Origin of the sequence: Streptococcus cristatus, from assembly GCF_003944225.1 — a bacterium.
Lineage (GTDB): Bacteria > Bacillota > Bacilli > Lactobacillales > Streptococcaceae > Streptococcus > Streptococcus cristatus_K.
This window is the reverse complement of sequence record NZ_RJPN01000007.1, coordinates 26,770-51,201: the sequence shown is the minus strand read 5'-3', so window position 1 is coordinate 51,201 and position 24,432 is coordinate 26,770. Positions and strand designations below refer to the sequence as shown.

The following is a 24,432-nucleotide window of genomic DNA, read 5'->3' as shown; positions in this document are numbered from 1 at the left end:
TTTATAGTATAATAAGAAGCAAACACTCGAGTAAGGAAGAACATGATGAAAATTTTAGCGATGGATACGTCAAATAAGGCTCTGTCTCTAGCAATTTTAGAGAATGAGGATACCTTGGGGCAGATGACGCTCAATATCAAGAAAAATCATAGCATTACCCTGATGCCGGCTATCGATTTTCTGATGAATAGTCTGGATATGAAGCCGGCTGATTTGGATCGGATCGCAGTGGCGCAGGGCCCGGGCAGCTACACAGGACTGAGAATTGCGGTGGCGACAGCCAAGACTCTAGCGCATACCCTCAAGATTGAGCTGGTCGGTGTGTCTAGTCTGCAGGCTCTGATTCCAGAGCAGGTGGAAGGCTTGGTCATTCCTGTCATGGATGCCCGCCGCAATAATGTCTATGCTGGCTTTTACCAATCTGGTCAAGCTGTGCGACCGGAGGCTCATCTGCCTTTGGTAGAGGTTTTGGAAATGGCTGGCGCTGCTAATCAACCAGTCACCTTTGTCGGAGAGACAACAGCTTTTGCGGAGCAGATTGAAGAGGCTCTTCCTCTGGCTGCCATTCAGCCGACCTTGCCAGACGCAGCAGCTATTGGTCGTCTCGGTCTAGGCTTGCCAGCCCAGTCCATTCATGATTTTGTTCCTAACTATCTCAAGCGGGTAGAAGCCGAGGAAAATTGGCTCAAGACCCATCAGGAATCCAGCGATTCTTACATTCAGCGCTTATGATTGAAATGAGAAAATGGAGCGACAGCTCGGATGTGGACGCAGCAACTCTCGCAAAAGAGCTGGAACAGCTCTTACTTGCAGTCTATGAAGTCAGCCCTTGGACCGCAGGCCAAGTGGCAGAGGTTCTGCGCTCGGATGTGAACAGTTGTATGCTAGCAGAAGATGGGGAACAGCTTGTCGGCTTTTTAGTCTGGCAGGAGACAGACTTTGAAGCAGAAGTACTGCAGATTGCTGTATTGCCTAGCTATCAGGGACAGAAAATCGCGACAGCCTTGTTTGACTTTTTGCCAGGAGGCAAAGAAATTTTCCTCGAAGTGAGGGAGTCGAACAGGTCAGCTCTGCTATTTTACAAAAAGGAAAAATTTGAAGAAATCGCGCGGCGGAAGGCTTACTACCATGCTCCGGTGGAAGACGCGATTGTTATGAAAAGAGAGATTCATGAAAGATAGATATATTTTAGCTTTTGAGACGTCTTGTGACGAGACCAGTGTGGCGGTTCTGAAGAATGAAACCGAGCTTTTGAGCAATGTCATTGCCAGCCAGATTGAGAGCCACAAGCGTTTTGGCGGAGTGGTACCGGAAGTGGCCAGCCGTCACCATGTGGAGGTCATTACGGTGTGCATTGAGGAGGCCTTGGCAGAAGCAGGGATTAGTGAGGAGCAAGTCACAGCGGTGGCCGTTACCTATGGTCCTGGTCTGGTTGGGGCGCTTCTGGTCGGCTTGGCAGCGGCCAAGTCCTTTGCTTGGGCTCATGGGATTCCCTTGATTCCGGTCAATCATATGGCCGGGCACCTGATGGCAGCCCAGAGCGTGGAGCCCTTGGAGTTTCCTTTGCTGGCTCTCTTGGTCAGCGGCGGTCATACTGAGCTAGTCTATGTCAGTCAAGCTGGTGACTATAAGATTGTGGGGGAAACTCGCGATGATGCGGTCGGTGAAGCCTATGATAAGGTCGGTCGCGTTATGGGGCTGACCTATCCAGCAGGTAGGGAGATTGATCAGCTGGCTCATGAGGGACAGGATATTTATGATTTTCCGCGGGCTATGATCAAGGAAGATAATCTGGAATTTTCTTTTTCCGGTCTCAAGTCGGCCTTTATCAACCTGCACCACAATGCCCAGCAAAAAGGAGAAGTCTTGTCTAATCAAGACCTGTCAGCAAGCTTCCAGGCGGCGGTCATGGATATTCTCATGGCCAAGACTAAGAAAGCGCTGGAAAAATATCCGGTCAAGACTCTGGTTGTGGCGGGAGGCGTTGCGGCCAATCAAGGCCTGAGAGAGCGCTTGGCAGCTGAGATTCAGGATGTTAAGGTGATCATTCCGCCTCTGCGCCTTTGCGGTGACAATGCTGGTATGATTGCCTATGCCAGTGTCAGTGAGTGGAATAAGGAGAATTTTGCCAGTTTGGATCTGAATGCTAAGCCGAGTCTGGCTTTTGAAACCATGGAGTAAAGGAGAAGAATGCGCGGACAGACATTTAAACAAGGGGCACAAGCAGCAGTGCCAACGGCTCTGGGCTATATTGGGATTGGCCTAGCCTGCGGCATCATGGCGGCGCCTCATATGAATCCCTTGGAGATGGGGCTGATGAGTATTCTGGTTTATGCGGGCAGTGCTCAGTTTGCCATGATAGGTTTGATTGCGCAAGGTGCTCCAATTTTGGCCATTGCCTTGACTGTCTTTTTGATCAATCTGCGTTTTTTCTTGCTAGGGCTACATGCCTCTAGCATTTTTAGAGACTTCAGCATGGGGCAAAATATTGCGATGGGGAGTCTCCTTACCGATGAGTCCTACGGTGTTTTGATGGGAGAGCAGATTCACTCGAAAGTGATTTTGCCACAGTGGATGCATGGAAATAATCTGCTGAGCTATGGTGCTTGGTTCCTTGGAACGGTGCTGGGAACGATTTTAGGTGGCCTCTTGCCCAATCCTGAAAGCTTTGGTCTAGATTTTGCTTTGGTTGCAATGTTTATTGGAATTTTTTCTTCTCAGTTTCTGATTATGCTCCAGCGGATTGACATGAAGAAGCTGCTGTCTGTTTTGCTGGTCGTTGGGATTTCCTATTTGGCCTTGACAATCTTGCTTCAAAATTCGCTAGCGGTGCTTTTCGCAACCTTGCTAGGCTGTACAGTGGGGGTGATTTTGGATGATAAGTAAGTATATTTTACTGGCCATTCTTTTGTCGGCTCTGGTCACTTGGATTCCGCGGATTTTGCCCTTTATCCTAGTTAAATACAAGGGACTTCCGCCTATGGTAGAGCGTTTCCTCAAATATCTGCCAGTTTCCATCATCTTTGCCCTCATCCTATCCAGCGTCACCAATGCTAAAACAGGCCAGTTGCCAAGCTTTAAATGGCTGGATTTGCTAGCCGTTTTTCCGACGACTTATGTGGCTTTTAAGTATCGAAATCTGATTGCGACCGTTATTTTCGGTGTCGTTTTGGTTGCCCTCTTGCGGCTTGTTTTTTAGAAACTACTTTATTAGAGGGAAAGTTTTAAGAGAGTGCTTTGTTAAAATGTTTCAAAAAGGTTACAAAATATTACAAAAATTCTTGATTTTTGTAATATAAAAGACTATAATAATGGCAGAAAATAGAAAAGGGGTCATTGTGATGGCTAAATCGTCCTTATCCAAGTGGATTTATTCTTCTTTACTTCTATCTTTATCTCTGTCTTTAGCTGCTTGTGGTTCACCAAAAACTGAAACAGCAAAGACTTCCTCGACTGCCAAGGTTAGTCAAACGACGAGCACTAGTAGCTCAACCAAGGCTTCTTCAAGTCAAGCCTCCTCCAGTCAAGTTGTAGCAAGTCAAGATTCATCTTCTGCTAAGGAGGAAGTGCCAAGCTCCAGTCAAGCAAGTACAGCTGATTCAAGTCAGGTAAGCGCACCAAAGCCTAGTGGCGCTGACTCTCAAACAGAGGACACCCTTATTCCAGCAGCCTTAGTCGGCGTCTGGCAAGGAAGCAGTCCTCAATCCGACTCCGTAACCTTGACCGTAAGTTCAGACGGTAGCCTGCGTGCGCAAGCCAATTTTGGCAGCTTCGAAGATATGAATGATGTCAAAGCTGTAGCAAGAGCTGTTAAAGTTAGCCAAAATCTTTATCGCTGGGAGCTGATTTCCGGTGATTATCGGGCCTTGCTACCAGGGATAACAGGGCTTGGCGGCGTTGGAAGGGCAGAAGCAGGCTTTATCCTAGAAAATGGCCAATACACATCTGTTTTATTTACCGGGCCTGTTGATCAGCCGATGGATTACTCTAACTATCATGCTTTTGGCTTTTCTTTGACCAAAAAATAATCAGGATAACTCCCTCATGATTTATCAGGGAGTTCATTTTTTTTATAAAAAAGCTTGACTCTGCCCTAAGGTCAGGGCTTATACTATAGTGGTAAGGAGGTTTTTTATGTATCATATCAAAGAAGCTGCGCAGCTTTCGGGAGTCTCTGTCAAAACCCTGCATCATTACGACAAAATCGGACTTTTAGTTCCTGCCAAATCAGAAAATGGCTATCGGACATACAGTCAAGCTGATCTAGAGAGGTTGCAGGTCATCCTTTACTATAAGTATTTGGGCTTTTCCTTGGAGAAAATAGCAGAGCTGCTGAGTCAGGACGATCAAGCCTTATTGCCGCATCTGGTGAGGCAGTTAGAGTATTTGCAGCAGGAAAGAGACCGCTTGGATACCTTGATTTCCACCTTACAAAAAACCATCCAAGAAGAAAAAGGAGAAAGAAAGATGACAATGAAAGAAAAATTCGCAGGCTTTACCTACGAAGATAATCAAAAATATCAGCAAAAAGCTGTAGAAGAATATGGTCAAGAAGTCATGGCGGAAGCACTAGCTCGTCAAAATGGACGTGAAGAAGAGTCTGCCGCCGCCTTCAATCAAGTTTTTCAAAGTCTAGCAGAGAATATGCAGCAAGGCTTGCCAGTTGACGCAGCAGAAAATCAAGAGCAGGCAGCGCGTCTCTTACAAGCCATCCGTACTTATGGATTTGACTGCTCTATTGAAGTCTTCGGCCATATCGGTAAAGGCTATGTCTATAACCCAGAGTTTAAGGAAAATATTGACAAATTTGGGGCAGGGACAGCTCAGTACACAGCAGATGTGATTGTTCAGTATGTTAAAAGTCAGAGCAAATAAAATAATCGGCAGAGTTCTTTCTGCCGATTTTTACTAGTTCTAAGTATTAGGCTTGTTCGGCAAGTGAAAAATGTTATACTTAATTCATAGAAACAGCATACGAAAAAGCTTTAAAATTAAACTCAGAAAATTTCAAATTGTTGATTTGTGGCATTAGAAAGCAAGTAGGGGATCAAAAAATCAAGGAGGAGCTATGGGTAAACGAAAGAAAATCATAATTGTAACTTTTGCATCAATCCTAGCGCTAGTAAGCCTAGGAGGATGCGCTGTAACTCAAAAAGAAAACAATAAAGAAGATAAGAAAGTCACTTCTTCAAAAAAGGATATTGCAGATGACAAGGAAGCTATCAAGCAAAAACAGCTTGCTTATCTCAAACAGCATGAACAAGAAATTATAGATTTGGTAAAAGCCCAAAATTCAAAAGTTGAATCCGTTCAGATTGATTGGGATCAGACACAATGGAGCGATGGCGGACTTACCAATCCTGAATATTATATAAATGTTTTTGGACGTATAAATAATATTAAAGACTCTGGTTGGGGAGTAGATATACCGATTAATGATGATAATACAGTAAATATAGATGATATGTATATAGGATCCGATATTAGAATTGGAGGTAGATTATTTGCCTAATTGGAATTTGAAAAGTTTTGATAATCTATATGCTTCATTAGCAGAATCAGCCTATAGAAATAGACCAAATCGGTTTCCATATGAATAACTGAGTAAAGCAAAGAAAAATCGGTTGGATTCCGGTAAATTAATGTCATGAATACAGATCTGTTGGCCATCCAATAAGGCGACAGCCAAAAGTTTAAAAAGAAAAATTTTAACTTTCTTGGTGTTGCTAGACAAAAAAATTAGCAGTATAATATTAATAAAACAATACAAGGAGTAGCTATGACTAAACGAACGAAAATCATACTTGCAACCGTCGCATCAATCGTAGCGCTAGCAGGCATAGGAGGGTGTAGCATGACTCAAAAAGAAAACAATAAACAAGATAAGAAAGTTGCTTCTTCAAAAAAGGATATCAAAGATGAAAATGAAGCCATTAAGCAAAAACAGCTTGCCTATCTCAAAGAACATGAGCAGGAAATTATAGATTATGTGAAAGCTCAAAATCCAAAGGTTGAATCAGTTCAGATTGATTGGGAAGAGACGCAATGGAGTGATGGCGGTCTTACAAATCCCGAGTATTATATTAATGTTTTTGGGCGTATAAATAATATTGAAGACTCTGGTTGGGGAGTAGATATACCAATTAATGATGATAAGTCGATTGATATGGGGGGGATGTTTATGCTCCATGGACCTACGATAGGAGGTGATCCTATTGCCTAATTGGAATTTAAAAAGTTTTGATAATCTATATGCTTCATTAGCAGAATCGGCCTACAGAGATAGGCCTACAAACTTTGCTTTTGGCCAATTGAATAGAGACCAGCAAAATAAGTTAAAAAAAAATAAATCTGTATTATTTGACTTCTCTATAGATGGAAAAGATAACAAAGGTCAAGTTACCCAAGGTGGTGGCACTGATCTCCCCAACCAAGGGAAGGTTTATCTTCAACCTGACAATGAAGGACTGCTTGAAGACAAAAAGACAGGCTACAATGCTTACTATGTCACGGATACAGATACAATCAACCCAAATACGAAACAGACCTATTTTGCTGTTCGTGGGAGTGATGGTTTTGGAATTGATATAAATAAGGTACAAAAGGATGGGTTTAAGTACTTGAAGACTTATAACCCAAGTGATTTCAATTTTCAAGACTGGGTTTACAATGATGCAGCTTTTGCTCTGACAGACGCAATTATTCCTCAAGCCAAACACGCTACTGGAGGCATGAAGGCCAAAATTGCGGAACTAAATCAATATGCAGCACCAGATGCCAAGATGGATATAACAGCTCATTCATTGGGGACGATGACTTCGATACAAGGGGCCGCAGGTCTTAATGAGAAAGAGTTGAATAAGGTTGGTCAGATTGTTCTTTTTGATGGTCCAGATCCTACAAATAGTTTTAAAAAAGCAGGCTATAGTGATGATAAAATCAAGCAATTGAGCGATAAAACGATTTATTATGTTAATCCCTTTGATCCTGTTAGTATGCTTAACCGTGAGAAACCTTGGGAACAGCAACTTGGTGATGTCAGAGTGGTAGTTCCGATTGAATATACAAATATGATGGATAAACATTCCTCCCATGACTTTGGCGCTTATCAGATAGATAGTAAGGGAAATCTCTTGGTTGTTTCTGAGGACTACCATCCTGAGTTATGGAAAGCAGGTCATAAACTTGCGGAATTAGACAAAAAGAGCATTGAAAATTTAAAAAAATATGTTCCAGAAAAAGCGATTGAAAAACTAGTAACCATGAGTCCTGAGGAGTTTAGTAAATTAGCCAAATTGTTACTTGATGGAAAGGATCAGTCTACAATTATCAAAGCGTTCCTTACTGTAAAAGATAGATTAGGACTAAGTTATAAAGATCTTGTTGATCTTTATAACAATAAAGATGAACTCTCAAAAGTATTTCAGGATTATCAAAAAGAGTATGCGAAAATCATTAAGGATGCAAAGAAGGAGTCCTTGGCTTGGGATCGAAAGAATCTCGATCTTAATAATCCGAATAATTTACACGAGAGAATCAAGCGTGCAGGCAGTTACAACGAGCGCATTTTGCTAAGGACTCAGTTGCTGTATACAGCTGTAGAATTGGCGAGCTCAGATATTGAACAAAAGATATCTGAAGTGAAAACTGCCTTGGCTGATGCCGAATCGAATCTTAAGGAATTTATCGAATCTAAGAGAAGTGCTATTGAGACTCTAGGAAGTTTGCTGTCTGCTTCTGAGATAGAGGGACTAATGTCAGAACTGGCCTTTGAAAACTTGTGGGATTCAGGGATTAACGAATTAAATATCAGTCATTTAAAAGAATTTGAAACCAAGATAACTAATTTCTCCCAAACTATGATTCAGTGTGCACAAAATCTTGAGCAAGTAGATGCTCAAAGTGCTAGAGATATTTTGGCAGCCTTGTCTTGATTGTACTCAAGTTTAAATGATATAAGTAAAGGGTAATTATGGCAGAAAAAATAAGTGAAAATATTGTAATAGAAATATTGAAAAATCAACAAAGAGCAGCTATAAGAGCAGCTGTTACAGCCTCTGTAGTGGCTGCTAAGGCCAAAAGAGAGGCACTTCAAAAAACGTTAAATACCAAAGCACAAGAACTGCAAGATTATGCTAAAAAAACTTATAACACGAATATCACGGATGGGCTAGAAGGTCAAGCTGCAAATGCAGCTAAAGACTATCTATCGCAAATGCCAAAACCAGAATTAACAAGTCCAATCAAAGGTTAGTTATAGGTGATACAGATGAATGCAGAAATTTATAGACTGGATGAACAGTTTGATAAAAAGATGAGGGAATTAAAGAAAAAAGAGGAATATTTAGAATATAATTTGTCTTATGTCCTTCATACGACAGAGCAATTAAAAGATGAAATATACCGAATAGCGGACGGAGATCTGCCTGTAGAGGTGTATACCGATATTTTTCAAATGGATACTAATGCAGAGTTGTTTCGAAAAGAGGTTCTTGAGCAAATCAATGATATCAGTGAGGAGCGCTCAAAACTTCGTTGGGATTATGAGGAGCAACTAGACGTTCTTTACAAGAAAAATGCTAGAAAGGAAAATAACTAAGTAAGTAGACTTGTTCGGTAATTAAAAAATCACCTTTTCAACGGATGCTTGATCGCCTCCACACCGCTTACCAAGAGCAACATCGAAAAGGTGGACGTCCGCGCCGTTTAAGTATGGAAGGCCAGCTTATAATGAACTTGTGCTACTTACCCTATTATCCCACTTAACGCTTGTTGGCATTTAATTTTGGTATAAGTCTGGCAACTGTTACTGAAACCATACATGGGTAGAGGATACCCTTCGTTCTTCTGGTCTCTTTGATTTAGATCACTTGGAAGCACTAGCTCGTCAAAATGGACGTGAAGAAGAGTCTGCCGCCGCCTTCAATCAAGTTTTTCAAAGTCTAGCAGAGAATATGCAGCAAGGCTTGCCAGTTGACGCAGCAGAAAATCAAGAGCAGGCCGCCCAGCTCTTGCAAGCCATCCGTACTTATGGTTTTGACTGCTCTATTGAAGTATTCGGCCATATCGGTAAAGGCTATGTCTATAACCCAGAGTTTAAGGAAAATATCGACAAATTTGGTTCAGGCACAGCCCAGTATACATCAGATGTCATTGCAGCTTATGTTCGGATAAATGCAGAATAAATGAGAGTGGGACAGAAATCGGTAATTCGTTAGAATTCGATTTCGTCGTCCCACCTCCGCACAGTTGAGTAGGGCTGTAAAAGCTGATGAAATCAGCGTAGTAGAGCCCACTCAACCACTGCGTCTTACTCGACAATCCAAAGACAATTGAGAGGCTAGGACTTTTGTCCCAGCCTCATTTTTTACTTCAAATCATAAAGCCAATCGTCCCCGTCTTTATAGTAAAAGAATTCGCTTAAATCGTCTTCTAGAAAAACGCGAAGCATGTCAGACATATCCTCAGTTGCAAGTTTCAGATGAGACAGATTTTGCAAATCTTCCCACCAGACCTTTCCTTCATCTGAGGATTGCAGCACGCCGGAATAGTGCTTTGTCTTGTAGAGCAGGACGACATAGCGAAAATCCTTATCATCATACCAATCCTTGATGCCGCAAAGTTGGGGTTTGGATATGGTCAGTCCAGTTTCTTCTTTGACTTCTCTGATAACGGCATCGGTGAAAGATTCCCCGCGTTCTACATGCCCGCCAGGAAAAGTGATGCCAGGCCAGTCAGACTTCACTCGGTCTTGGACAAGAACTTTTTCTTCGTCATAAATCATACACATGTTAACGAATTCGACTGTTTCGCGTCTGTTCATCTTGTTCTCCTATTTTGTTAGTAATTTTTCTACGACGTTTAACTTTCGCATGGTCAGATCCACGCCAAACAGCTTTTCAAGATAGTTGGTATTGAGCTTTTTTTGTTTTGCAGTTCTAGGGAGATAGAGGTAGAGACAGTGATCGCCTACACAAATTTCTTCCTCACCGTAGTCAGCTTTCAATTTTTCTAGTGGCAGACTTTGGATAACCCCTTGATAAAGAATTACATGCACACGATCATGAAGATAGCCTTCTTTAAATGGATTCTCATGAACAATCTTTTCAAAATCGTTCTTATTCTTGATAACCATTTTTAAGTCGGCCCCAATTTTTTCCTTTATCAAAGTATGAACGCGTTCTCGTATTTCTTCTAAATCCAAGTCACTTTCAAGAATGATATTCCCACTTTGAATATAGGTTCGGACGTGTTGAAACCCAGCTTCTGTCAAAATATCTACCAAATAAGACATTTTCGGGATAGCATTTTTTCCATTAGGAGTAACACCTCTTAGTAAAATAATATGTTCCAAAGGACTTCCTTTCTTACTTGGTATTTATTGGATTTGAGCCTGCCACCCAGCCAGTACAGAGGGCGGAAGTGATGTTAAAACCACCTGTGTGGGCATTGATGTCTAGAACCTCTCCAGCAAAGTGGAGCCCAGGTACTAGCTTACTTTCCAGAGTTTTGGGATTGATTTCCTTGAGGCTGACGCCTCCTTTGGTAACAAAGGACTTGGCCAGAGACATTTTGCCAGTGACAGGTATGGGCAGTTCTTTGATTTGTTTGATGAGAGCCTCTTTTTCACTGAGATTGATTTGTTTGACTTTTTCAGGATATCCTTGAACAAAAAATTCTGCCAAGCGTTCTGGTAGCAAGGTTTTTAAAGCATTTTTCAAGGATTTTTCCCGATTTTCTTCTAGAAATGCCACCAAGTCGCTCTCAGAAAGTTGTGGCAAGACATCCAAAGAAAGGACTTCCCCGCCCTTGACAAAACTAGACATACGCAGGGCAGCAGGACCTGACAAACCAAAGTGGGTAAAGAGCAGATCATGAGTGATAACATGCTTGCCATAGCTGAGGGTTACATCGTCCAGCGAAATCCCCTGAAGCGCTTTGTGAGGAAAATCAGTCAGAAGCGGACTTTCGGCTGCTTCCAAGTCAGTCACAGTGTGCTTAAAGTGCCGAGCAATATCGTGACCGAATCCTGTCGAGCCAGTTGAAGGGTAGGACTTGCCGCCAGTTGTCACAATCAATTTCTGGCAGGTCCAAGTCTGGTCGCTGGATCTGATAGTGAAAAGCTCATCAGTTTTTTTGACGGAGACGATTTCAGTATTGGTGATGATAGTGCCACCCAGCTCTGCAATTTTCTTTTCCAATGCTTCGATAATGGTGCGGGACTTGTCTGTCGCTGGGAAAACACGGCCGTGATCTTCGACCTTGAGTTTGACGCCATTCTCGGTAAAAAAGTTGATGATATCATGGTTGTCAAACTGGGAAAAGACGCTGTAAAGAAAGCGCCCATTTCCTGGAATGCCGGCCATGAGGTCATCCAAATTTCCGTTATTGGTGACATTGCAGCGCCCGCCGCCCGTTCCGGCTAGTTTCTTGCCCAGCCGTTTATTTTTCTCAAGAAGCAGGGTCTTCTGCCCGTAGAAAGAACTGGAAATGGCAGCCATCATGCCGGCCGGTCCTCCGCCGATGATGATTGTATCGAAATGGTTCATGTATCTTTTCCTTTCGTGAAATAGGAATTTTATGTGCTAGCTAATCTTGTGCAAGGTGATTTTGCCTTCTCGGCTATACAGTGGACATGCTCTGGACAGCTTTTCTGCCAGTCCTTCAGCTAGCATCTTGGTAGAAAATTGATCGGATTCTAGGCTCATTTTTTAAGGAAGATCCTTTCCAGAGGCCAAGTAGATTTCGTACCATTCTTTTCTAGTCAGTTCAATATCTGCAGCCCTGGCTGATTCGATGATGCGGCTAGTCTTGGTCGTGCCGATGACTGCCTGCATGTGGGCTGGATAGCGTAGTACCCAAGCAATAGCCACTGCCGATGGTGAAATTCGGTATTTGTCGGCCAGTCGGTTTAAGACAGCATTGAGCTTGGGATATTTATCCGAACCGACAAAAACGCCTTCGAAATAGCCATGCTGGAGGACAGACCAAGCCTGAATCACGACGTCGTTGAGGCGACAGTATTCAAAGATACTACCGTCGCGCATATTTGCGGCTGTTCCCTCCATGTTGACGTGGAAGCCGGACTCAAAGGCAGGTGAAAAAGCTGCGCTCAATTGGAGCTGATTTGCCACCAAAGGCTGCTTGACCTCTTTTTTGAGTAGCTCCATCATCATAGGGTTCTGGTTGGACACTCCAAAATCAAGAACCTTTCCTTGAGATTTGAGCAGATCGAAAGCTTCAGCGATTTCACTAGGCTCCATCAGGGCATCAGGTCGGTGCAAGAGCAGAGAGTCCAGATGGTCCACGCCCAAGCGCTGTAAAATACCGTTTGTTGCCTCTAGGATATAGTCTTTGGAAAAGTCAAAGTAGGTAAATTCTTCTACGCGGATTCCCACTTTGGACTGGATCCACATTTTATCTCGTAGGTCAGGTCGATTTTTGAGCACTTGTCCCAAAATTTCTTCGCACTTGCCTCCACCGTAGATATCGGCTAAGTCAAAAGCATTGATTCCGACTGACAAGGCTGTTTCGACCAGTTCTTCCACCTCTTTGGGTGTCATTTGGGTAATTCGCATCAGCCCTATGATAATCTGGGAAATTTCTCTCTTGCTTTCTCCGAATTCAAGATATTTCATAAGCTCTTCTCCTCGTGTCATATTAATCCCAGTATAAGCTAAACCTGCTCCAAAGTCAAAAAGCGACTAGCTAGATCGAGCCTTGGAGCAAATGTGTAGAAAATCCTCATTTTGGCTAATGAAATTTGGCTGACTTTGTCGGAGAATTAGAAGATTTGACAAAAACTTGGCTTCCTGATAGAATAAGAATGTCTTAAAGACAAATAACTTCTTCTTGGTTGCAGGAATTGCCAAGCCTGTCACTCGGATGAAGCGTAAAGAAAAGGAGCTTATCATGGCAATCTCAAAAGAGAAAAAAAATGAAATCATTGCACAATATGCACGTCACGAAGGTGATACAGGTTCAGTAGAGGTTCAAGTTGCTGTCCTTACTTGGGAAATCAACCACCTTAACGAACACATCAAACAACACAAAAAAGACCACGCTACTTACCGTGGTTTGATGAAGAAAATCGGTCGCCGTCGTAACTTGCTTGCATACTTGCGTAAAAACGACGTTAACCGTTACCGTGAGTTGATCAACTCTCTAGGACTTCGTCGTTAATCTGCTTTATTTTCCACTTACATTGCGTTGTCACCTTACCTCGATATACTCAAGTATAATCTTTGGTTACGGTTCCTAGCACTGTAAGGTAAAATAAACCAGATTATCTCCCTTCGGGGAGATTTTTTGTTTCACTAAAATTTTCGTACAATCTTCGCCTCGTCGCCTTGTCTAGAAACATTTTATCCAGCAAGAATCATGATGCTAAGGGCGTCAAAAATCCGTATGAAAATAGGGAAACGACACCGTGTTCGATGAACACAAGGAGTTTCATCTTTTTCACTAGGATTTTAGCCCGAGCTCAAATCAGCTCTCTGATCTCAGAGGGCTTTTTTGTTTTTACTAAGATTTTAGAACAATCTCAAAATTACTTTTGAATTCAGATGTTTTTCGTTAGCCTTACTTTGTCTTCGATCAGTACAATTTTTAGATCTCCTTGAATTTTTTAGAAAATCTTGCTAAACTGTAGCTACTAAGATAAAAACACAGTTCTGGTTGGTAGTCCAGACGCAAAAAATCCATTTTTTGTAAGTAACCTTCCTCCTTGGTTGTCCATTCTTAGGGATTTTTAAAGGAGGTGCTGTCATGGATACGATTTCAATGACGCTGACAGTTTATTTTGAAGAGGGATTTTGGCACGGTCTTTTCGAGCAGGAACATGCTCAATCTTATAGAGTTTGCCGAGTCACCTTTGGTGCAGAGCCTAGTACGCAGGAATTGTTGGATTTTCTAAACCGTTATTATCACCGATTGCAGTTTAGCCCCAGCATCAGGGTGAAGGAGAAGACTAAGTCGGTCAGCCCTAAACGCCTACAGAGACAGGCTAAAAAGGAGCAGATGGCTTCACGGTCTTCAAAGTCTCAGGAAGCGCTGCAACTGCAATTAGAAGAGCAAAAACAAATCTCTCAAGCCAAGCGTAAGCAGCAAAAAGAACTGGCTAAGCAAAGGAAATTCGAACTCAAACAGCAAAAACGATTGGAAAAGCACAAGGGGCATTGAGCCCGGTTTTTCTTATTTCTATGGAAAGGTCTTCCGATGGGAGGCTTTTTTGTTTTTAAACAAATTTTTCTTGTCTCGAAACTATACCAATTTTATGTTGACAAATGTCAAATCGTTGTGTATAATGTTTTCGTCTCTCGATAAAAAGATAAATAAGACTATACCAATTTTCAATAAAGGAGGAACTAGCTTTTTGCCAGCAAAAGGCTAGAAATAAATCTATGTGTGGAATCGTCGGAGTTGTGGGAAACCGCAATGCAACAGATATTTTGATGCAAGGACTTGAAAAGTTAGAATACCGAGGCTATGATTCGGCTGGAATTTTTGTGACAACAGGAGAAAAATCCAGCTTGATCAAGTCTGTTGGCCGAATTGCAGATCTTCGTGCCAAGATTGGCATGGATGTAGCAGGCTCAACAGGTATTGGACATACCCGCTGGGCAACCCACGGGAAACCAAGTGAGAATAACGCCCATCCTCACACTTCTCAGACAGGTCGTTTTGTTTTGGTTCACAACGGTGTGATTGAAAATTACCTGGACATCAAAAATAACTACCTTGCTGGCCATGATTTTAAAGGCCAGACAGATACAGAAATTACAGTTCATTTGATTGGGAAATTCGCGGAAGAAGATGGCCTCTCTGTTCTTGACGCTTTCCGCAAGGCCCTTCACATTATCGAAGGTTCCTACGCTTTTGCCTTGGTAGATGCCCAAGATCCTTCTACGATCTACGTTGCCAAAAACAAATCGCCGCTTTTGATTGGCTTGGGTGACGGCTACAATATGGTCTGCTCCGATGCCATGGCTATGATTCGTGAGACCAGCGAATACATGGAAATCCATGATAAAGAGCTGGTCATCGTGACGGCTAATAGCGTAGAAGTGCAAGACTACGAAGGCAATGTTCTTGAACGTGGTAGCTATACTGCTGAGCTGGACCTGTCTGATATCGGCAAAGGCACTTATCCGTACTATATGCTGAAGGAAATTGACGAGCAGCCAACCGTGATGCGGAAGCTGATCAGCACTTATGCGGATGACAGTAATAAGATGTTGATTGATCCTGCCATCATCAAGACAGTCCAAGAAGCGGATCGCATTTATATCATTGCTGCTGGAACTTCTTATCATGCTGGTTACGCTTCTAAACGGATGTTGGAAGAACTGACAGATACGCCAGTTGAACTGGGTATTTCTTCAGAATGGGGCTATGCTATGCCGCTTCTGAGCAAGAAGCCACTTTTCATCTTTATCAGCCAATCTGGTGAGACAGCTGATAGCCGCCAAGTCTTGGTCAAGGCTAATGAGCTGGGTATTCCTAGTCTGACAGTGACCAATGTGCCAGGCTCAACCTTGTCTCGTGAAGCCAAGCATACCCTGCTTCTCCATGCTGGACCAGAAATCGCCGTGGCTTCAACCAAAGCCTATACTGCACAAATCGCTGCCCTAGCTTTCTTGGCAAAGGCGGTTGGTGATGCCAATGGCAACGAAAAAGCCAAGAAGTTTGATTTGGTTCATGAGCTGTCTATCGTAGCTCAGTCTATCGAGTCTACCCTTTCTGAGAAAGAATTGATCGAAAGTAAGGTTCGTGACTTGTTGGCGGAAACTCGCAGTGCCTTTTATATCGGTCGTGGTCAGGACTATTATGTGGCGATGGAAGCTAGTCTTAAGCTTAAGGAAATTTCCTACATTCAGTGTGAAGGCTTTGCGGCAGGAGAGCTCAAGCATGGTACTATTTCTCTGATTGAAGAGGGAACACCTGTTCTAGCCCTACTTTCAGACGAGGTCTTGGCTAGCCATACTCGCGGAAATGTTTCTGAAGTTGTGGCGCGTGGAGCCAAAGTTTTGACTATTGCGGAGGAAAATGTGGCTAAGGATGGAGACGATATTGTCTTGAGCCAAGTTCACCCTTACCTGTCACCAATCTCTATGGTGGTGCCAACTCAATTGATTGCATATTTTGCGACCTTGCACCGCGGATTGGATGTGGATAAACCACGCAATCTCGCTAAATCTGTAACGGTAGAATAACCGTCTTAATGAATCTCGATAAGAATACCAAGCCTCAGATTTTTCTGGGGCTTTTGGTATGGTATTTGGTGATGGTGCTCTTTGGAAGTCTCTTTCTATCATGACAAAACCATGTTATTCTATGCAGATGGACAATAGGTTGAGCATCATTTTTGCATATATCACTAATTAGTTATAAAATATTTTCATCTTAAATATCAGGAGGACAAAACATGGTGGAATTAGGTATTTCTACTTTTGGAGAGACAACGCCACTGGAGGGTACAGGGCAGACCTATACTCATGACGAACGGATTCGGCAACTGGTAGCAGAGATTGAGCTGGCAGACAAGGTGGGACTGGACGTGTATGGCATTGGAGAGCATCACCGAGAGGACTTTGCGGTCTCTGCGCCGGAGATTGTGCTGGCGGCTGGTGCAATCAAGACGGAGAAGATTCGCCTGACCAGTGCTGTCAGTGTCTTGTCGAGCTTGGATCCTATCCGAGTCTACCAGCAGTATGCGACGATTGATGCATTGTCAAATGGCAGAGCAGAGGTCATGGCTGGCCGTGGATCTTTTATCGAGTCCTTTCCGCTCTTTGGCTATGACTTGAAGGATTATGAAGAGCTTTTTGATGAAAAGTTGGATCTGCTCCTCTATGCCAGTGCCGAGACGCGGTTGAATTGGAAGGGAAAGCTGACGCAAACTATTGAAAATCGGGAAGTCTACCCACGGGCTGTGCAAGAAACATTGCCAGTTTGGGTAGCGACGGGGGGCAATGTCGAGTCCACCATTAAGGTCGCCCAGAAGGGCCTGCCTATTGCGTATGCCATTATCGGTGGACAGCCTAAGCGCTTCAAGCCCCTGCTGGATGCGTATCGCCGGATTGGGCAGGAAAGTGGCCACTCAGATGAAAAGTTGAAGATCGCTGCCCACTCTTGGGGCTGGGTCATGGAGGATAATGAGGAGGCGGTCCGGACTTACTTCCATCCGACCAAGCAGGTAGTGGACGCTATCTCTAAGGACCGCCCTCACTGGCGGGAGATGACCTATGAGCAATACCTAGATCAGGTAGGACCAGAGGGGGCCATGTTTGTCGGTAGCCCTGAAAAGGTCGCTCAGAAATTAATCAAGATGATAGAGGAGCTGGGACTAGACCGCTTCATGCTGCATCTGCCGTTGGGATCGCTTCCGCATGAGCAGGTTCTCCAGTCTATCGAACTCTTTGGCACCAAGGTTGCACCGCTCGTGCGGGAGTATTTTGCAGCTAAGGGTAAGTAAGATCGAAGTAGAGGTCTTTTGATAAAGATTGCCTATCTCTCCCATAGAAAATATATATCTTGCCTTTCTAAAAATAGTAAGAAAAACAGGTTTTTCATAGAAAGCTGAAAAACCTTGCTAAAGCTAGCTTGAGCTAGCTTTTTTAATTTACTCTTATAAATATTTTTAATCGAGCTGATAGGAAATATATATTTGGAAAGCTTACTTTTCAGTGATATGATAATAGCAATCAAATTGAAAAGGAGCAAGATATGTCTAAAAGGGAGTTGGTTTTAAAAGCCTTTAAGGGGGAAAAAGTTGACCGAGTGCCAGTTGGTTTCTGGCATCATTTTACCAGCGAGGATGAGTGGCTGGCTGGTTTTGGCAATCAGACTATTATTGAGAAAAATCTGGCAGGCCATCAAGCATTTCTATCAGAAGTTAAGCCAGACTTTGTCAAACTGATGAGCGATGGTTATTTTGCCTATCCGAATGAGCGCTTGAAAAAAGTTCAATCTATCAAGGACTTGGCAGATATCGAGCCGTTAGGCGCCGACCATCCTTGGATCAGTGAGCAGGTGGAGCTGGTTCAAAAGATTAGGGCCGGCTTCACAGAGGATTTGGTTGCTATTTACAATATTTTTGCACCGGTGACCTACTTCAAATGGCTGGTTGGCAAGGTTGCTGGAGGAGATGACATCATTGCAGATTTTCTAGCAGAGGATGCGGAAGTGACAAAGCGGGTGCTGGATGTGATTGCTCAAGATATTGCGGCTCTGACAGAGCGCATTATCAAGGAAGCTGGTGCAGATGGAATTTACCTCAGCGTTCAGAGCATTCAGGATGCGCGGGTGTCGGCTGAAGACTACAAGGCTTTCATCGCTCCTAGTGAATTGGCAGTGCTGGAAGCAGCCAATGCGGCTGGCGGAGTGAATATCCTGCATATTTGTGGCTACGAAGGCGCGCGAAACGACGTTCATCTTTTCACAGATTATCCAGCTCAGGTTATTAACTGGGCAGTGGGGCCAGAAGGTATCAGTTTGGCAGAAGGTCGTAAATTATTCGGCGGTCGGACCGTTCTAGGTGGCTTTGAAAATGGCAAAAATGGTCTGCTCTACACAGGTAGCCAAGAAGCTATTCAAAATGAGACTAAGCGCTTGATAGCAGAGGCTGGCAAGGAAGCTTTGATTATCGGGGCTGACTGTACTATTCCAAGCGATATTGAGGCAGAGCGGATTGACTGGGTTCGCCAAGCAGCAAGTTTAGCATAAAAAGGAGACGAAAGAATGAGTAAGAAAAAATGGATTATCGGTGGAGCAGCTGTGATTGCTATTGTTGCCGCAACTTATTTGGGACGGACCTTGACGGGGGCTTCATCCAGCAAGGCGAGTAGTGCGGCATCAGGCAATGACAAGGTCACGACTTTAAAAGTAGCTCATACGCAAAACTACGTTCCTTACGACTTTTTGGACGAAAAAGGCCAGTCAGATGGCTATGAGGTGGCTGTACTCAAGGCCATTGATGAAAAATTGCCAGATTATCAGTTCGAATATACTGGCACTAGTGATGAAGATCTTTTGATTGGTTTGGAATCTGGGAAATATGATATCGGAACCAAGGGAGCTTGGTATACTGAAGAGCGGGCGAAGAAGTTCATCATTCCAGAAAGTCCTATCGGAGCTAGTATTATCGGCTTCACCATTCGAAAAGCAGATGCAAATAAATTTAAAAATATTGATGATTTTGCCAAAGAAAAAGGGAAATTAGTGCCGATTTCGCCACAGAATGCTCAATGGACAGTGATTGAGGAGTACAACAAAAAGCACAATGCTAGTCCAATTGAGTTGACCGCAGCAGAGTCTTTTCAGATAGCGGATGCCTATGCTTGGGTCTTGGAAGGACGCTATGATGCATTCTTTGATATCAAATTGTCCTTTGAAAAAGCTGTCACAGACAAGGCAGGTTCCTACCATCAGTATGCGGACCAGTTGAGCTGGTTCCCTTATAAGGGTATCCCTACTTATCCACTCATTCATAAAGATAAAAAGAATGAAGAGTTTGCCAAAGCCTATGAAAAGGCTATTAAAGAGCTGGAGAAAGATGGGACACTCTCTAAATTATCGGAAAAATACTTTGGTGAAGATGTCTTTTCTTATGTAGATAAAGACTAAAAGCTGGAGAAAGGAGACCGTATGGTCGCTTATGATTTGTCCCGTGTTTTTGGCCTACTGCCTGGTTTGTTACAGGCCTTGCCGACTACTTTATGGATTATGTTCGTGACGGTTTTAATTGGATCCTTGCTAGGTGGTCTGTTGGCCTGGGCTCAGGTTGTGGAGGAGCAGACTTTTGCTGGTCTAGCTAGAGGATATATATTTATCCTTCGGTGTACACCGCCTATAGTCTTGCTCTTCTTGGTCTTCTATGGCATTCCAGAGTTTTTAAAATGGTGGCTGGGACTGGATATCAACAATTGGTCACGGACCGTATTTGTTATCATCACCATGATTCTACTCTTTGCGGCCATGATTGCAGAAGTCTTCAAGGCAGCCTATCTAGCTGTTCCCAAGGGACAGAGCGAGGCAGGTCTCAGTATTGGTTTGACACCCGTGCAGACTTTTCTACGCATCGTCCTGCCACAGGCTTTTCGCATCGCCCTGCCCAATCTCACGACCGCCCTGCTTAATCTCATGAGGGATGCTGCGCTGGCTTATACGATTGGAGCAGTGGATGTCATGGGAGCGGGGCAAAATCTCATCAGCCGGAATCTGGGCAATTATTCCCTCGAAACCTATACAGCGGTGGCCTTAATTTACTGGGGGATTGCCCTAGTGGTTTCGCTGGCTTCCCAGCTTCTGGAAAAAAGTCTGACAGTCAAGGAGAGGTAAAGCATGGATTTGAATTATATTGTAAATACCTTTCTGGTTACTTTGAAGGGCATACCGGTCACACTGATCATTATGGTGGTGGCTATTCTGCTCAGCTTTATTCCAGCCCTTCTCTTAGCTCTGGGGCAGATTTACAAAGTCCGTGGCGTTCGAACTTTTTCGGTGGTTTATCTAGCCTTTATTCGAGCGACGCCTCCTATTTTACTTATCCTCTTTTTCTACAGTCTATTTCCTAGCTTGCTGAATCAATTTTTCAAAAGTCTAGGCAGTCAGGTAGATGTCTTTAAGTTCAATCCGCTTTACTATGCTTTCATCATTTATAGTCTGATGACGACAGGTAGTTTATCGGAAATTCTGCGCTCTGCTATTTTGACAGTGGATAAAGGACAGTTAGAAGCAGCTCAGGCGATTGGGTTAACGAATTTTCAAGCTTATCGGAGGATTGTTTTTCCCCAGGCTCTGCGCTCTGCCTTGCCCAATCTGGCCAATCTGGTTATCAATTTGGTTAAGGGGACCTCACTGGTGTTTGTTATGACAGTGAAAGATATCACAGCTTTGGCTAAGGTCGAAGCCTCTCATTCTTACCAGTATTCAGAGTCTTACTTAGTGATTTTTGTTATTTATCTCATTATCTGTGGCTTGATTCAGTGGATTTTTAGGGGCTTGGAAAAGCGCTACGCTCTTGCTTAGGAAGGAAAGATTATGTTAGAAGTAAAACATATCTCCAAACGATTTGGAGAGCACCAGGTGCTGGCAGATGTCAGTCTCAGGGTCAATCAAGGCGACGTTGTGGTTATTCTGGGACCCTCAGGCTCTGGGAAAACAACATTTCTGCGCTGTCTGAATCATTTAGAAAAAGCGGATAGTGGTCAGTTGACTTTGGCTGGCAAGGACTATGATTTGGCTAAACTTAGCAAAAAGGAGATTTTGGAAATTCGTAGAAAGACAGCCTTTGTCTTCCAGCATTATAACCTCTTTGCTAATAAAACAGCCCTTGAAAATATCTTAGAGGGCTTAGTGATCGCTCGTAAGATACCAAGAGAAGAAGCGCTTGAGATTGCGGAAGATGCCTTGAAGCGCGTGGGCCTCTTGGCCTACAAGGACTATTATCCTTCGCAGCTATCAGGCGGCCAGCAGCAGCGGATTGGGATTGCCCGTGCCATTGCTGTCAAGCCAGATGTCATCCTGCTGGATGAACCAACTTCGGCTCTAGATCCGGAACTGGTCGGTGAAGTTCTCAGTGTCATGAAACAGCTGGCTCAGGAGGGAGTGACCATGGTCGTTGTGACCCACGAGATGAGCTTTGCCCGCGATGTGGCCAACCATGTCATCTTTATGGACGGAGGTCACATCATCGAAGAAAATCCTCCGCAGGAATTCTTCACTAGTCCCAAAGAAGAGCGAACTAAGCAGTTTCTATCTCGCATTCTGTCGGATGCCAGCTATAGTGTAGAGTATATGATTTAACTTGTATCAAAATAGAGAAGCTTTCTCCATATTTCTATGTGGAGAAAGTTTTTTGGTTTTAATAAAAAATTATGTAAATTTTTTATTAAAACCTATTGACAAGGGAGTAAAAAGGATATATAATTACAACTGTAAACAAAAAGTTTACACAGAATTTATTCAGAAGATGAGGATATAGCCAGTAGGCGATTATTTTTGGGAGGATTAAAAATTATGTAACATTATATTCTTCTGAAATAGATCCAACTCATCCATAAAGTAAGAGACTGAAGGAGTCTTAATTTTTAGAAATAGAATAAGTTATGTAAAATAATAGATAGGAGAAGATCTCCGATATGAACATAAATGTATAGTAAGTAAGAAGGAGATTTCTTATCTGAAACTCTGGTAAAATCAAAAATTATGTAAAGCAAAATATGAAAAAAGCGAGGTAATGCTATGAACAACAATTACAACAATTTTAACAGTATGGACGACCTTTTCAACCAACTCATGGGGCGCATGGGTGGCTACAACAGCGAACATCGACGCTACTTGATCAATGGTAGAGAGGTCACACCGGAAGAGTTTGCTCAGTACCGAGCTACTGGCAAGCTCCCTGGTCAGGTGGTGGGCGAACAGGATGTGCAAGTTGGAGCGCATGGGCCTAAGCAAGATGGCATTCTGGCTAAGCTAGGTCGCAATTTGACCCAAGAAGCGCGTGATGGTAAGTTAGATCCGGTCATTGGACGCAATAAGGAAATCCAAGAAACAGCTGAAATTCTTTCTCGCCGGACTAAGAATAATCCAGTTCTGGTCGGTGATGCCGGAGTCGGAAAGACAGCTGTCGTAGAAGGATTGGCTCAGGCTATCGTTAATGGCGATGTGCCAGCGGCTATCAAGAACAAGGAAATTATTTCTGTTGATATTTCTGGCTTGGAAGCTGGTACTCAATATCGTGGTAGCTTTGAAGAAAATATCCAAAACTTGGTCAATGAAGTCAAGGAAGCCGGCAATGTTATCCTCTTCTTTGATGAAATCCATCAAATCTTAGGAGCAGGAAGCACAGGAGGAGATAGCGGTTCTAAGGGCTTGGCGGATATTCTTAAGCCAGCGCTTTCTCGTGGTGAGCTGACCGTTATCGGGGCTACCACTCAGGACGAGTATCGCAATACTATCCTTAAAAATGCAGCTTTGGCTCGTCGTTTCAATGAAGTCAAGGTCAATGCACCGTCTGCTGAAGATACCTATCAGATCCTTCGAGGCATTCGGGATTTGTATGAAAAGCACCACAATGTCATCCTGCCGGATGAAGTATTGAAAGCGGCTGTGGACTACTCAGTTCAGTATATTCCACAACGGAGCCTGCCAGACAAGGCGATTGACCTGGTCGATGTGACTGCTGCCCACTTGGCAGCCCAACATCCAGTGACTGATGTTCATGCAGTTGAGCATGAGATTGCTGAGCAGAAGGCTAAGCAGGAAACAGCTGTTGAAAAAGAAGATTATGAAGCAGCTTTAAATGCTAAGACCCGCATTGAAGAGCTGGAAAAGAAAATTCAAAATCACACTGAGGATATGAAGGTAACGGCGACAGTCAATGATGTGGCAGAATCTGTTGAACGAATGACGGGTGTGCCGGTATCTCAAATGGGTGCTAGCGACATTGAGCGCCTCAAGGGCATGAATGACCGTCTCAAAGCCAAAGTCATCGGCCAAGACAAGGCTGTAGAGGCTGTGGCTAGAGCTATCCGCCGTAACCGTGCAGGATTTGATGAGGGCAATCGTCCGATCGGAAGCTTCCTCTTTGTTGGTCCAACTGGTGTCGGTAAGACTGAGCTGGCTAAACAACTGGCTTTGGATATGTTCGGTACCAAGGATGCTATCATCCGTCTGGATATGTCTGAATACAGTGACCGCACAGCGGTTTCCAAGCTGATTGGTACGACTGCGGGCTATGTCGGCTATGATGATAACAACAACACCCTGACCGAGCGTGTCCGCCGTAATCCATACTCCATCATTCTCTTGGATGAGATTGAAAAGGCTGATCCACAAGTAATTACCCTTCTCCTTCAAGTTCTGGATGACGGTCGTTTGACGGATGGTCAAGGCAATACAGTCAACTTCAAGAATACGGTTATCATTGCGACTTCCAATGCAGGATTTGGCTATGAAGCAGGTCTGGAAGAGGATGCTGAAAAGCCTAATTTGATGGATCGACTCAAAGCTTATTTCCGTCCAGAGTTCCTTAATCGTTTCAATGCAGTGATCGAGTTCTCTCATCTCAAGAAAGAAGACCTGATGGAGATTGTGAATCTCATGCTGATCGAAGTAAATCAAACCTTGAGCAAGAAAGAAATTGATCTGGCCGTATCTGATGCAGCTAAGGAGTTCCTGCGCGACGCTGGTTATGACCAAGTCATGGGTGTTCGTCCGCTCCGCCGTGTCATCGAGCAGCAAATTCGTGACAAGGTGACTGACTTCCACTTGGATAATCTAGATGCTAAGCACCTGACCGCAGATATGGAAGATGGTACTTTGGTGATCCGTGAAAAATCAGCAGAATAACTACCTATAACTTTCAAAATCCCGTAAAACGAACAGATATTTAGTCTGTTCGTTTTTTTATTAATCATATTCAGA

The 24,432-nt window shown here is 43.5% G+C and carries 26 protein-coding genes and 2 pseudogenes; 24 read left to right on the top strand and 4 right to left on the bottom strand.

The genetic code is table 11. The features are described from left to right. The first annotated feature begins 45 nt into the window (after positions 1–45). From tsaB to D8797_RS10550, 14 genes and pseudogenes are all read left to right on the top strand, one after another. Positions 46–732, top strand: coding sequence for a tRNA (adenosine(37)-N6)-threonylcarbamoyltransferase complex dimerization subunit type 1 TsaB (tsaB, locus tag D8797_RS07600; RefSeq protein WP_125380033.1), 687 nt, complete (start codon positions 46–48; stop codon positions 730–732). Beyond that, positions 729–1,181, top strand: a complete 453-nt coding sequence (gene rimI, locus D8797_RS07595) for a ribosomal protein S18-alanine N-acetyltransferase (RefSeq protein ID WP_125380031.1) — start codon at positions 729–731, stop codon at positions 1,179–1,181. Before tsaB ends, rimI begins: the two co-directional genes overlap by 4 nt. Then, positions 1,171–2,181, top strand: coding sequence for a tRNA (adenosine(37)-N6)-threonylcarbamoyltransferase complex transferase subunit TsaD (gene tsaD, locus D8797_RS07590; protein ID WP_125379965.1), 1,011 nt, complete (start codon positions 1,171–1,173; stop codon positions 2,179–2,181). The genes rimI and tsaD overlap by 11 nt, the downstream gene beginning before the upstream one ends. A gap of 9 nt (positions 2,182–2,190) precedes the next feature. Beyond that, positions 2,191–2,886 carry an AzlC family ABC transporter permease gene (locus D8797_RS07585; RefSeq protein WP_125379963.1) on the top strand — a complete coding sequence of 232 codons (696 nt, stop codon included), beginning with the start codon at positions 2,191–2,193 and terminating at the stop codon, positions 2,884–2,886. Further along, positions 2,876–3,199, top strand: a complete 324-nt coding sequence (locus D8797_RS07580; protein WP_125379961.1) for a branched-chain amino acid transport AzlD family protein — start codon at positions 2,876–2,878, stop codon at positions 3,197–3,199. Before D8797_RS07585 ends, D8797_RS07580 begins: the two co-directional genes overlap by 11 nt. Before the next feature lie 112 nt (positions 3,200–3,311). Further along, positions 3,312–4,028 carry a hypothetical protein gene (locus tag D8797_RS07575; RefSeq protein WP_260471221.1) on the top strand — a complete coding sequence of 239 codons (717 nt, stop codon included), beginning with the start codon at positions 3,312–3,314 and terminating at the stop codon, positions 4,026–4,028. A gap of 106 nt (positions 4,029–4,134) precedes the next feature. Next, positions 4,135–4,875: a MerR family transcriptional regulator gene (locus D8797_RS07570; RefSeq protein WP_125379959.1), complete on the top strand. Its 741-nt coding sequence runs from the start codon at positions 4,135–4,137 to the stop codon at positions 4,873–4,875. Positions 4,876–5,068: 193 nt separating this feature from the next. After that, a complete protein-coding gene (locus D8797_RS07565; protein ID WP_125371589.1) occupies positions 5,069–5,512 on the top strand; it encodes a hypothetical protein in 444 nt (147 codons plus the stop codon). Between the two features lie 267 nt (positions 5,513–5,779). Further along, on the top strand, positions 5,780–6,223 hold the full coding sequence (locus D8797_RS07555; protein ID WP_125379957.1) for a hypothetical protein: 444 nt from the start codon (positions 5,780–5,782) through the stop codon (positions 6,221–6,223). Further along, complete coding sequence (locus D8797_RS07550; protein WP_260471220.1) at positions 6,207–7,934, top strand: hypothetical protein; 1,728 nt, start codon at positions 6,207–6,209, stop codon at positions 7,932–7,934. The genes D8797_RS07555 and D8797_RS07550 overlap by 17 nt, the downstream gene beginning before the upstream one ends. Positions 7,935–7,972: 38 nt before the next feature. Beyond that, positions 7,973–8,254, top strand: coding sequence for a hypothetical protein (locus D8797_RS07545; RefSeq protein ID WP_125371588.1), 282 nt, complete (start codon positions 7,973–7,975; stop codon positions 8,252–8,254). 15 nt (positions 8,255–8,269) lie between these two features. Continuing rightward, on the top strand, positions 8,270–8,599 hold the full coding sequence (locus D8797_RS07540) for a hypothetical protein (RefSeq protein ID WP_125371587.1): 330 nt from the start codon (positions 8,270–8,272) through the stop codon (positions 8,597–8,599). 20 nt (positions 8,600–8,619) lie between these two features. Next, positions 8,620–8,879: pseudogene (locus D8797_RS10555) on the top strand (helix-turn-helix domain-containing protein); the annotation flags it as partial. Next, a pseudogene (locus tag D8797_RS10550) lies at positions 8,874–9,185 on the top strand (TipAS antibiotic-recognition domain-containing protein); the annotation flags it as partial. The pseudogenes D8797_RS10555 and D8797_RS10550, both read left to right, overlap by 6 nt. A 182-nt stretch (positions 9,186–9,367) precedes the next feature. Here the strand turns inward: D8797_RS10550 and D8797_RS07525 are convergent. The 4 genes from D8797_RS07525 to D8797_RS07510 all read right to left on the bottom strand — a co-directional run bounded on the left by D8797_RS07525 (position 9,368) and on the right by D8797_RS07510 (position 12,638). After that, positions 9,368–9,823, bottom strand: a complete 456-nt coding sequence (locus tag D8797_RS07525; RefSeq protein WP_125379953.1) for an 8-oxo-dGTP diphosphatase — start codon at positions 9,821–9,823, stop codon at positions 9,368–9,370. A gap of 9 nt (positions 9,824–9,832) precedes the next feature. Next, complete coding sequence (locus D8797_RS07520) at positions 9,833–10,354, bottom strand: DUF1697 domain-containing protein (RefSeq protein ID WP_125379951.1); 522 nt, start codon at positions 10,352–10,354, stop codon at positions 9,833–9,835. A 13-nt stretch (positions 10,355–10,367) separates the two neighbouring features. Continuing rightward, positions 10,368–11,549, bottom strand: a complete 1,182-nt coding sequence (aao, locus tag D8797_RS07515; protein ID WP_125379949.1) for an aminoacetone oxidase — start codon at positions 11,547–11,549, stop codon at positions 10,368–10,370. Positions 11,550–11,711: 162 nt separating this feature from the next. Beyond that, the gene (locus tag D8797_RS07510) at positions 11,712–12,638 is read right to left on the bottom strand and encodes an aldo/keto reductase (RefSeq protein WP_125379947.1); all 927 of its coding nucleotides are present in this window, start codon (positions 12,636–12,638) and stop codon (positions 11,712–11,714) included. 274 nt (positions 12,639–12,912) lie between these two features. On the opposite strand from D8797_RS07510, the gene rpsO reads away from it, so the two are divergent. From rpsO to D8797_RS07450, 10 genes are all read left to right on the top strand, one after another. Further along, a complete protein-coding gene (gene rpsO, locus D8797_RS07500; protein ID WP_001018251.1) occupies positions 12,913–13,182 on the top strand; it encodes a 30S ribosomal protein S15 in 270 nt (89 codons plus the stop codon). 585 nt (positions 13,183–13,767) lie between these two features. Further along, positions 13,768–14,181: a YjdF family protein gene (locus tag D8797_RS07495; RefSeq protein ID WP_125379945.1), complete on the top strand. Its 414-nt coding sequence runs from the start codon at positions 13,768–13,770 to the stop codon at positions 14,179–14,181. Positions 14,182–14,402: 221 nt separating this feature from the next. Next, a complete protein-coding gene (glmS, locus tag D8797_RS07490) occupies positions 14,403–16,214 on the top strand; it encodes a glutamine--fructose-6-phosphate transaminase (isomerizing) (RefSeq protein WP_125379943.1) in 1,812 nt (603 codons plus the stop codon). Between the two features lie 212 nt (positions 16,215–16,426). Further along, positions 16,427–17,476: an LLM class flavin-dependent oxidoreductase gene (locus tag D8797_RS07485; protein WP_125379942.1), complete on the top strand. Its 1,050-nt coding sequence runs from the start codon at positions 16,427–16,429 to the stop codon at positions 17,474–17,476. A gap of 251 nt (positions 17,477–17,727) precedes the next feature. Further along, the gene (locus tag D8797_RS07475; protein ID WP_125379940.1) at positions 17,728–18,726 is read left to right on the top strand and encodes a uroporphyrinogen decarboxylase family protein; all 999 of its coding nucleotides are present in this window, start codon (positions 17,728–17,730) and stop codon (positions 18,724–18,726) included. A gap of 15 nt (positions 18,727–18,741) precedes the next feature. Further along, entirely contained in the window at positions 18,742–19,626 is an 885-nt protein-coding gene (locus D8797_RS07470; protein ID WP_125379939.1) for a transporter substrate-binding domain-containing protein, read from the top strand. A 21-nt stretch (positions 19,627–19,647) separates the two neighbouring features. Then, complete coding sequence (locus D8797_RS07465; RefSeq protein WP_125379938.1) at positions 19,648–20,340, top strand: amino acid ABC transporter permease; 693 nt, start codon at positions 19,648–19,650, stop codon at positions 20,338–20,340. Positions 20,341–20,343: 3 nt separating this feature from the next. Then, a complete protein-coding gene (locus D8797_RS07460; protein ID WP_125379937.1) occupies positions 20,344–21,030 on the top strand; it encodes an amino acid ABC transporter permease in 687 nt (228 codons plus the stop codon). Positions 21,031–21,042: 12 nt separating this feature from the next. Beyond that, entirely contained in the window at positions 21,043–21,807 is a 765-nt protein-coding gene (locus tag D8797_RS07455; RefSeq protein WP_125379936.1) for an amino acid ABC transporter ATP-binding protein, read from the top strand. A gap of 438 nt (positions 21,808–22,245) precedes the next feature. Beyond that, positions 22,246–24,357, top strand: coding sequence for an ATP-dependent Clp protease ATP-binding subunit (locus D8797_RS07450; RefSeq protein WP_125379934.1), 2,112 nt, complete (start codon positions 22,246–22,248; stop codon positions 24,355–24,357). The last annotated feature ends 75 nt before the right edge of the window (positions 24,358–24,432 follow it).